This is a genomic window from Cyanobacteria bacterium GSL.Bin1, assembly GCA_009909085.1.
In the GTDB taxonomy this organism is placed as follows: Bacteria; Cyanobacteriota; Cyanobacteriia; order Cyanobacteriales; family Rubidibacteraceae; genus Halothece.
Genome location: JAAANX010000085.1, coordinates 1 through 7,525, shown reverse-complemented (window position 1 = coordinate 7,525; position 7,525 = coordinate 1). Strand labels below are relative to the sequence as shown.

Below are 7,525 nucleotides of genomic sequence, written 5' to 3'. Positions count from 1 at the left end.
ACTAAAGGCAACAACGGCTACCCCATCATTAAACAAACTTTCCCCTTCCATAAGAACGGTTAAGCGTTCACCAACCCCTAATTCTCGGAATAAGGCAATGACCGAGACCGGATCTGTAGCAGCTAAACTTGCCCCAACCAGTAAAGCAATGGGCAGTGATAAACCCGTAAAAGCATTGAGGCTAAAGCCAATGCCAACCACGGAAATGACAACGCCAATCACCGCTAATAAAACAACTGGAAATAAGTTCTTTTTTAGATTACGCCAACGGATATTCCATGCGGCTTCAAAGAGGAGAGGAGGTAAGAAGATTTCTAAAATTAATTCTGGGGAAAGGTTCACTAACCGGATATCGACAAAAGCTAACCCTAAGCCCACAATGACTAGGAGTAAAGTATAGGGAATTTGTCGGAAGAAACTGGAAATCTGAGACAGGGTCGCTACTCCTAAAGAGACCGACAGAACAACGAGGAACTGTTCCAGATTCTCCTTAATCACTTCGTCGCCCATTGCGGCTTCAACACTCATTTGCTTGTTCTTCGTTCCTTATTGTTGATTCTTTGTTTCTTGATTAAGTAATGACGAATCACTCACATTAATCATTAACAAAACTATAAATCGTTTGGGGGGCAAGATGTCCACAAACCGCTGACGGTTTTTCTCCTTGCGGATGCGGTTCACGGTTGAGTTTAACTTGTAAGCCGGTCATTGGGTCATCACCAGGAGAAATTAGAAATTCAAGACGTTTCACTTCTTCCCAACTGGCAATTTCATCCAAGATTTTACAAATGGCAATTACATAGGGATGCCCTGCGGTTGTGTACCAATCGGGGTTAGCAATATTGGCTTGGTCAAAGCCGAAATGAACCGTGAGATCGGGGGTGCCAAACAGCGCGATCGCGACGGGACGAGCTTCTTCTTGTACTAAAAGATGATAATCATTAGCTAACTCCCGCAACCGTTCTAAGCGTTGATAGCGGTCGGTCACGGATTGCACATTATCTCGCCAATCGATCGCGACACTGGCTAAATAGGTTTGCAGCAACATATGACCGAGTTTTTTCGCCTTAGTTGCCAAATAAACGGAGTTATAATCAGTTGCTTCAATCAGCAGTGGCACGCGCTCCACAATTTCTAGGCCATATCCTTTCAAACCAGCAATTTTCCGGGGATTATTCGTAATGAGGCGAATCTGTTTAATCCCCAAATCATTAAGCATTTGTGCGCCCATGCCATAATCTCTTAAATCTGCCGGAAATCCCAGGCGTTCGTTGGCTTCCACTGTATCTAAGCCCATATCTTGCAGCGAATAGGCTTTCAACTTATTCACTAAACCAATGCCTCGCCCTTCTTGGCGTAGATAAACGACGACCCCTTTTCCGGCATTTTCGATCATTTTTAGAGCCGCTTGCAGTTGCATCCGACAGTCGCAACGCATCGATCCGAGGGCATCCCCGGTGAGACATTCGGAGTGCATCCGCACCATGACCGGTTCCGTGGCAAAAGTGCTGGGATCGCCTTTCACGATCGCGATATGTTCCGTATCATCAAGTTGGTTCCGGTAGGCGTAAATTTCAAACTCGCCAAATTGAGTGGGTAATTGACAAATGGTTTCTCTATACACAAAGCGATCGTGCTGTAAACGGTAACTAATTAAATCAGCAATACTAATCAGTTTCAGATGATGTTTTTGGGCGTATTCGGCAAGTTCGGGTAAACGCGCCATCGACCCATCGGGATTTTGGATTTCACAAATGACCCCGCCTGGGGTGAGGCCACATAAGCGACATAAATCTATCGCCGCTTCCGTGTGTCCCGCTCGTTTTAACACCCCCCCCTCTTTGGCGCGAATGGGGAAGACATGACCGGGACGGGTTAAATCTTCCGGGCGAGAAGTAGGGTTAATGGCAATTTGAATGGTACGGGCGCGATCTTCAGCAGAAATGCCCGTTGTCGTTCCCAGGTGTTTAGCCGCATCAATACTAACGGTAAATGCTGTTTGATTACTATCGGTGTTTTTGCTCACCATCAAAGGCAAATCCAGCGTATCGAGGCGATCTCCCGTCATGGCTAAACAAATCAGTCCTCGTGCTTCCACTGCCATAAAATTAATCATGGCGGGGGTGGCAAACTGGGCAGAACAAATGAGATCGCCCTCGTTTTCGCGGTTTTCGTCATCGACGACCACAATGGGGCGACCGGAACGGAAGTCAGCCAGTGCTTCTTCTATGGGGTCAAATTCAATGGGATAAGTTGCTTGCGAATCCACTATCAAGAGTTAAACGCTTTGATGTAAACTTTTTTAACAGATTTCCGTTTTGATTGTATCCTTTTTAGCAGCGCGATCGCTATGAGTTGATAATTAACGCTGTTGATCAAAAGTTCTTGAGTTTACTTTAGATTCTCGCTCGCGGTGCCTGAATCTTCAATTAATCGCAATCACCTTTCTTCTTTGTTAAGCCCCCAAAGTTATCAATTTGGGCGCATTAACCGGATTCCTAATGACCGATCATCCAAGGTCGATGTCTTCGACACGAGCCAAGCTGTACGCGCTTATGGCTTTAATAACTGGGTTGTGTGGGTTCTTTTTCTCGCTTTTCCAATTTCGGTTCATCGGTTTATCTGGCTTTCTAAGAAAGCACTCCCGGTACTGAGATTAAAGTGGGGAACGGAAAAAATCCGTTGGCTTCCCCTCTCACAAGTGGGACAATTGGGGGCAGAATCTCTCAGCGCGATCGCGCTGGAAGGAAAAAGGATGTCCATTCTATTAACCTTTGAAATCTTGGCAACCTTGTTAGCGGTATCACATCAGTAACGAAACTGACCACTTTTTGAACAATCGCCCAATCAATAATAAGAGTACCAACTAGGTAAAAACAAGATTGTGCTTTATTTTGATTGGGACGAAAACAAACGTTTTAGTAATATAAGAAAACATGGAATTGATTTCTACACTGCTTTTCTGCTGCTGCAAACAGAGGGCTTAGTGCAAGAAGTCGATGATCGCAAAGATTATGGAGAGCCTAGATATAAAGTCACGGGTCAATGGGGAGATAGGATATTGGTAGTGGTCTATGCTGTCCCTAACGGTACGATCAGAATTATTAGTGTTAGGAGGGCAAATTATCGTGAACGTCAAATTTATTGGAGACAAAGGAAAAATCACCCCTAAAGAAGCACTGGCTAGAGACTTAACAGACTGGGAAAGAGTGGATAATATGACTGATGAAGAATTAACTCAAAATGCTCTCGATGATCCAGATAATCCACCTTTAGAAGAGGACAAACAAAGATGGCAACTTCCCGCAGGGAAATTATTGGGAGTCAACTTCTTCCCAGACGATGAAGAGTGAGCAAGTCACCTGATCGTGCTCAGTGTATGGGCTTACTTTAACTCTTACGGTGCTGTGGGGATTGTGAACAGGCTAAGATGGGAATAATTTCCGATAATAGTTCGAAAGCGGAAGGACTACATTATAGGGTGGGCAAGGCAAACCCTACGATCTGTTGTCTTGCCAAGCTGACAATTGGGCTTTTTTAGCAAACCCTAATTAATGACCGATCATCCAAGGACGATGTCTTCGACACGAGCCAAGCTCTACGCGCTTGTGACTTTGATAGCTGTGTTGAAAGTACTGATCAAATGAAATCAACTTGTTTTAATACCAAATAATGGAATTTGAATTTGATCCTTCAAAAAGTAACCTGAATCAAAATAAACATGGAATCAGCTTTGTAGAAGCACAACAAATTTGGTTTGATTTCAACCGAGTTAAGATTCCTGCTAGAACTGAAGATGAACTGAGATTTATTGTTATTGGAAAAATTAAAGAGAAGTATTGGTCAGCAGTAATTACTTACCGAGATACTAAAATCAGAATTATATCCGTTCGACGATCGCGCAAGGAGGAAATAAGCCTTTATGAAAGCAGAAGAATTTGATCGCAAATTTGATAATAATGAAGACATCACTCCTTTTTTAGATTTGTCTTTAGCCCATCGCCCTGGAAATGAACCTCAAGCCATAACTCTCAATCTTCCTCAATGGATGCTGGAGGCGATTGATCAACAAGCGCAACGCTTAGGAGTCACTCGCGAGTCCATCATTAAGGTGTGGTTAGCGCAACGGCTTGAGGCTAGCAAAAACGCTTGATTAATGACCGATCATCCAAGGACGATGTCTTCGACACGAGCCAAGCTCTACGCGCTTATGGCTTTGGTAGCTGGGTTGCAAGGGTTCTTTCTCTCGTTTTTCTAATTTCGGTTCGCTGGTTTGTCTGGCTTTTAAGAAAGCGCCACCAGAACTGAGATTAAAGTGGGGAACCGAAAAAATCCGTTGGCTTTTCCCATCACAAGTGGGACAATTCGGGGCAGAATCCCGCAGCGCGATCGCGCTTGATCTAGACGACGAAAGGAGACCTAACGGCCTAGAGGTGAGCTGCACTCAAACAAAATATGCGTGAGCACAGAGGATGGTCGGAGTGTCTGCTCCGGCGATGGGTTAGGCTCCTGCAGAGCCTCCCTGTAGAATAATCTGTTGCACTGACCATCAAGATAAAAATAATTGAAAAACTGACTGCGTGAACCGGCTCTCGGGACCTCCAAGCAAGTCGATAACCTCAGTCAACTTGACTTTGTAAGATTTCACTGACTTCTCTGGACCTAAAGTGGCATGGGTGTGTCAAGAGTAATAACAGGTTCGGTGGTTGTGAAATTCAGGTTATAGGCTTGCAAGTCTGTCATAATTTCTTGGCTACTCAGCTGGAACATGCGTCGACGGATTTCATTAGAACTTTCAGTAGAGCCTAAAATCAAGAAGGAGACCCGCGCGCGTGCCCTATTAGAATTAGATTCGCTCGTAAATTCTACTTCGGTATTCCCCGGTTCGATACCAAAAATGGTTTCGAGTCGTCTAATAATCTTGGTGTTCTAAATTGATCGTGACACAGATCGCCATCGAATAACTGCTATACAGCAATTTGCGAATCGATTGTTAGATTAACCGAGTACTGATACTGAATCCCTTGTTCTGCTAGAGTGTCTCGAATGTTGCTACCTACCAAACTCATCACTTTGCTACGAATTTCCTCCCCCATTTGGCTGGCAGAGGACGGAAATGAATACCCTATTTGTGCTTGGATCCGACTCGTACCACTACCATCTGCCAGATCGTCAAAGTTGATCGAGAAGCTAGAAAACTCAACATTAGATGTATTCCTAATTTTTTCAAGAATGATCTGGCGAATATAGGCTTTTTTTACATCAGATAGGCATTCAAAGAATTCAAGCTTACCAAGAACCATTAATCGTTTAGAACCCATATAGTTCTCAATATTGAGTCCCAATAAGTTACTATTTGGAACAACCATCAGGGTCGCTTGACCTGATGAGCGAATTTTTGTTGATCGCCAACCGATCGCCTCTACACGACCAAAGGTTCCATCGGGCAAGCGAATGTAATCATCGATTCCAAATGGCTTGTCAAGGTAGATGACGACAGCACCTAAAACTTGCTCTAATAGCGATCGAGCCACAAAGGCAATCACAAAGCCAAAGGCCCCCAAGCCAGTAATGAAAGCCGTGATATTAACGTGACGCACACTGAAGAAGATGACAACAACAATAAAAATAAACAGAGCTTTGACGGCTGTTTTGGCCAAACCTAATAGCTCTCGATTCAGTTTTCGCTCTTTACGAATCGCATCCAATAAGTATTTATCTAAAAATCGATCAGCGATGCGTGACCCCAAGACAATGACGCCTGCTGCCGCTGCAAGACCAAAGGGTATTTCTATCACATTATCTAGATCAAACTTGCTATCGACTGCACCAATGGAGAGAGTGATAATGTCAGCTATTAACAAGAGGACTGTGGGCTGTAAAAGGGCGATTTCAGGCAGAATCACTTCTTCCCAAAGTATGCGAATCTTGGTTTGATAGAACAGCTCGAACTCAATCTGGATCAGACCAAACCAGAGGAGCCGAGCACAAGCCACCACAAAAATAACGACTGAGAAGAATAATGGAATCAATAATAAAGTGCGGGTAGCGGAGTCTAGCAGTAAAAACTGTCTGAGTTCACTCAACATGGCTGTATTACCAACAACTTTCATCTGTATTGTTCGCTATTATATCTTTGGAATAAATCAGCGATTCTTAAGAAATCTTCCTGTATTAAAGCTTCTCGATGCCAAATTTCTTTATTAATGTATCGAGAAAATTGAGCCTGTAGCTGATGAGACTGTCCCTTAATTTGCCCTAAGCTATACATTACTTCAGCAATGCAAGCATCTGTTGTAATTAGCTCAGTAATAGAGGTATCTCGAAAAAATTCGATAATCTGCTTTTGATATTTTTCGCGCTTGTTATAAAAGGAAATTAACGGACCAGCGTCTATTAATGCTAATTGATCCATTCACATTAATCGGATCGATGACGTTTTTTTTACCGCTTTATGAGCATTTGCTTTGCGCGTTTCACGTTCTGATAAATTAATATCTCCTTCCCCAAAGATAATCTCTTCCTCTGCTAAACGTTCACCAATTGTTTTAGTTTTTTGCTTCTTGCTTAGCTTGTTACTCATCTTTAAATAACATTTAATTCTAACCTTCCTAAAGCATAACGAATTGATCGAAAAAAATATGAACAGTAAATAAAAGGCGCGATTGAGCAAAGCTCAGCGACGCTCCGCGTCGATCGCGCTTCCTCTTCTTCATTCAACGATAGGCTAGAGAAAATAACCTGTTACTGTTAACTCAATGATGTCTGCTACCACTAATATTGGTACATTAGTTACAACTTCCTCAGATGTTGGTAAAGGTCGCCCGATGATCACAGGGACAAAAACATCTGTCCGTCGGGTAACAGTTCTCTACAAACAAGGTGCAACTCCTGAAGAAATTGCTCGTCGTCTGAGTCATCTTACCCTTGCTCAAATTTATGCTGCTTTAGCCTATTATCACGCCAATCGTAACGAAATTGAAGCGGATCTAGAAGCAGAAGATGCTGAATATTGGAAACTATCCCAGTCAGTTTGATCCTGCGCGATTAGAATGTGATCTAATGGTTTCAAAGTAGCGGGTGCATTACACAGTCTCTGTATTGCTCAATCAAGCGCGATCGCGCTTGAATAAGATTGATTCGTTTTCTGCTTCAGGAAAAAAGTTTACACCGAATAGGGTTCCTTGAATTAGTCAGCTCACGGGGTGACAATCAGCGGGAAAATCAGACCTACGTTCAATTCTGAATGATTGAGATCAGATCTTAAACAGTTTCTAATTTGATTGATTTTAGCCCCCAACCTTAATCGTTTGAGGGCATTAACCGTACTACTAATGACCAATCATCCAAGGTCGATCTCGCTTATGGCTTTGGTAGTTGGGTTGCGAGGGTTCTTTTTCTCGCTTTTCCAATTTCGGTTCACTGGTTTGTCTGGCTTTCAAGAAAGCGCCACCAGAACTGAGATTAAAGTGGGGAACCGAAAAAATGCGTTGGCTTTTCCCATCACAAGTGGGACAATTCGGGG

At 43.3% G+C, this 7,525-nt stretch carries 13 protein-coding genes; 6 read left to right on the top strand and 7 right to left on the bottom strand.

All coding sequences use genetic code 11. The features are described 5' to 3' along the window. Both GVY04_10905 and ribA read right to left on the bottom strand, forming a co-directional pair. Nucleotides 1-528 (bottom strand): sodium:proton antiporter (locus GVY04_10905; protein ID NBD16619.1); only part of this gene is annotated, 528 nt, incomplete at its 3' end. Between the two features lie 67 nt (nt 529-595). After that, on the bottom strand, nt 596-2,269 hold the full coding sequence (gene ribA, locus GVY04_10900) for a bifunctional 3,4-dihydroxy-2-butanone-4-phosphate synthase RibB/GTP cyclohydrolase II RibA (GenBank protein NBD16618.1): 1,674 nt from the start codon (nt 2,267-2,269) through the stop codon (nt 596-598). Nucleotides 2,270-2,413: 144 nt separating this feature from the next. Between ribA and GVY04_10895 the strand changes: the two genes are divergently transcribed. The 5 genes from GVY04_10895 (at nt 2,414) to GVY04_10875 (ending at nt 4,153) form a co-directional block, all read left to right on the top strand. Continuing rightward, on the top strand, nt 2,414-2,815 hold the full coding sequence (locus tag GVY04_10895; protein NBD16617.1) for a hypothetical protein: 402 nt from the start codon (nt 2,414-2,416) through the stop codon (nt 2,813-2,815). 69 nt (nt 2,816-2,884) lie between these two features. After that, nucleotides 2,885-3,172, top strand: coding sequence for a BrnT family toxin (locus GVY04_10890; GenBank protein ID NBD16616.1), 288 nt, complete (start codon nt 2,885-2,887; stop codon nt 3,170-3,172). Next, nucleotides 3,129-3,353 carry a hypothetical protein gene (locus tag GVY04_10885; GenBank protein ID NBD16615.1) on the top strand — a complete coding sequence of 75 codons (225 nt, stop codon included), beginning with the start codon at nt 3,129-3,131 and terminating at the stop codon, nt 3,351-3,353. Before GVY04_10890 ends, GVY04_10885 begins: the two co-directional genes overlap by 44 nt. A gap of 319 nt (nt 3,354-3,672) precedes the next feature. Next, on the top strand, nt 3,673-3,942 hold the full coding sequence (locus GVY04_10880; protein ID NBD16614.1) for a BrnT family toxin: 270 nt from the start codon (nt 3,673-3,675) through the stop codon (nt 3,940-3,942). Beyond that, a complete protein-coding gene (locus GVY04_10875; protein NBD16613.1) occupies nt 3,923-4,153 on the top strand; it encodes a CopG family transcriptional regulator in 231 nt (76 codons plus the stop codon). Before GVY04_10880 ends, GVY04_10875 begins: the two co-directional genes overlap by 20 nt. Here GVY04_10875 and GVY04_10870 read toward each other — a convergent pair whose 3' ends face one another. The 4 genes from GVY04_10870 to GVY04_10855 all read right to left on the bottom strand — a co-directional run bounded on the left by GVY04_10870 (nt 4,154) and on the right by GVY04_10855 (nt 6,583). Next, nucleotides 4,154-4,444, bottom strand: coding sequence for a zinc ribbon domain-containing protein (locus tag GVY04_10870; protein ID NBD16612.1), 291 nt, complete (start codon nt 4,442-4,444; stop codon nt 4,154-4,156). A gap of 523 nt (nt 4,445-4,967) precedes the next feature. After that, nucleotides 4,968-6,113 (bottom strand): mechanosensitive ion channel, encoded by a 1,146-nt coding sequence (locus GVY04_10865; GenBank protein ID NBD16611.1) that lies wholly within the window; start codon nt 6,111-6,113, stop codon nt 4,968-4,970. Further along, entirely contained in the window at nt 6,110-6,415 is a 306-nt protein-coding gene (locus tag GVY04_10860; GenBank protein ID NBD16610.1) for a hypothetical protein, read from the bottom strand. Before GVY04_10860 ends, GVY04_10865 begins: the two co-directional genes overlap by 4 nt. Continuing rightward, nucleotides 6,416-6,583 carry a hypothetical protein gene (locus tag GVY04_10855; protein ID NBD16609.1) on the bottom strand — a complete coding sequence of 56 codons (168 nt, stop codon included), beginning with the start codon at nt 6,581-6,583 and terminating at the stop codon, nt 6,416-6,418. Between the two features lie 178 nt (nt 6,584-6,761). Between GVY04_10855 and GVY04_10850 the strand changes: the two genes are divergently transcribed. Then, nucleotides 6,762-7,037 (top strand): DUF433 domain-containing protein, encoded by a 276-nt coding sequence (locus tag GVY04_10850; GenBank protein ID NBD16608.1) that lies wholly within the window; start codon nt 6,762-6,764, stop codon nt 7,035-7,037. Between the two features lie 294 nt (nt 7,038-7,331). On the opposite strand, the gene GVY04_10845 is transcribed toward GVY04_10850, so the two are convergent. Continuing rightward, nucleotides 7,332-7,525, bottom strand: a 194-nt coding sequence (locus GVY04_10845; GenBank protein NBD16607.1) for a zinc ribbon domain-containing protein, incomplete at its 5' end; no start/stop codon positions are given.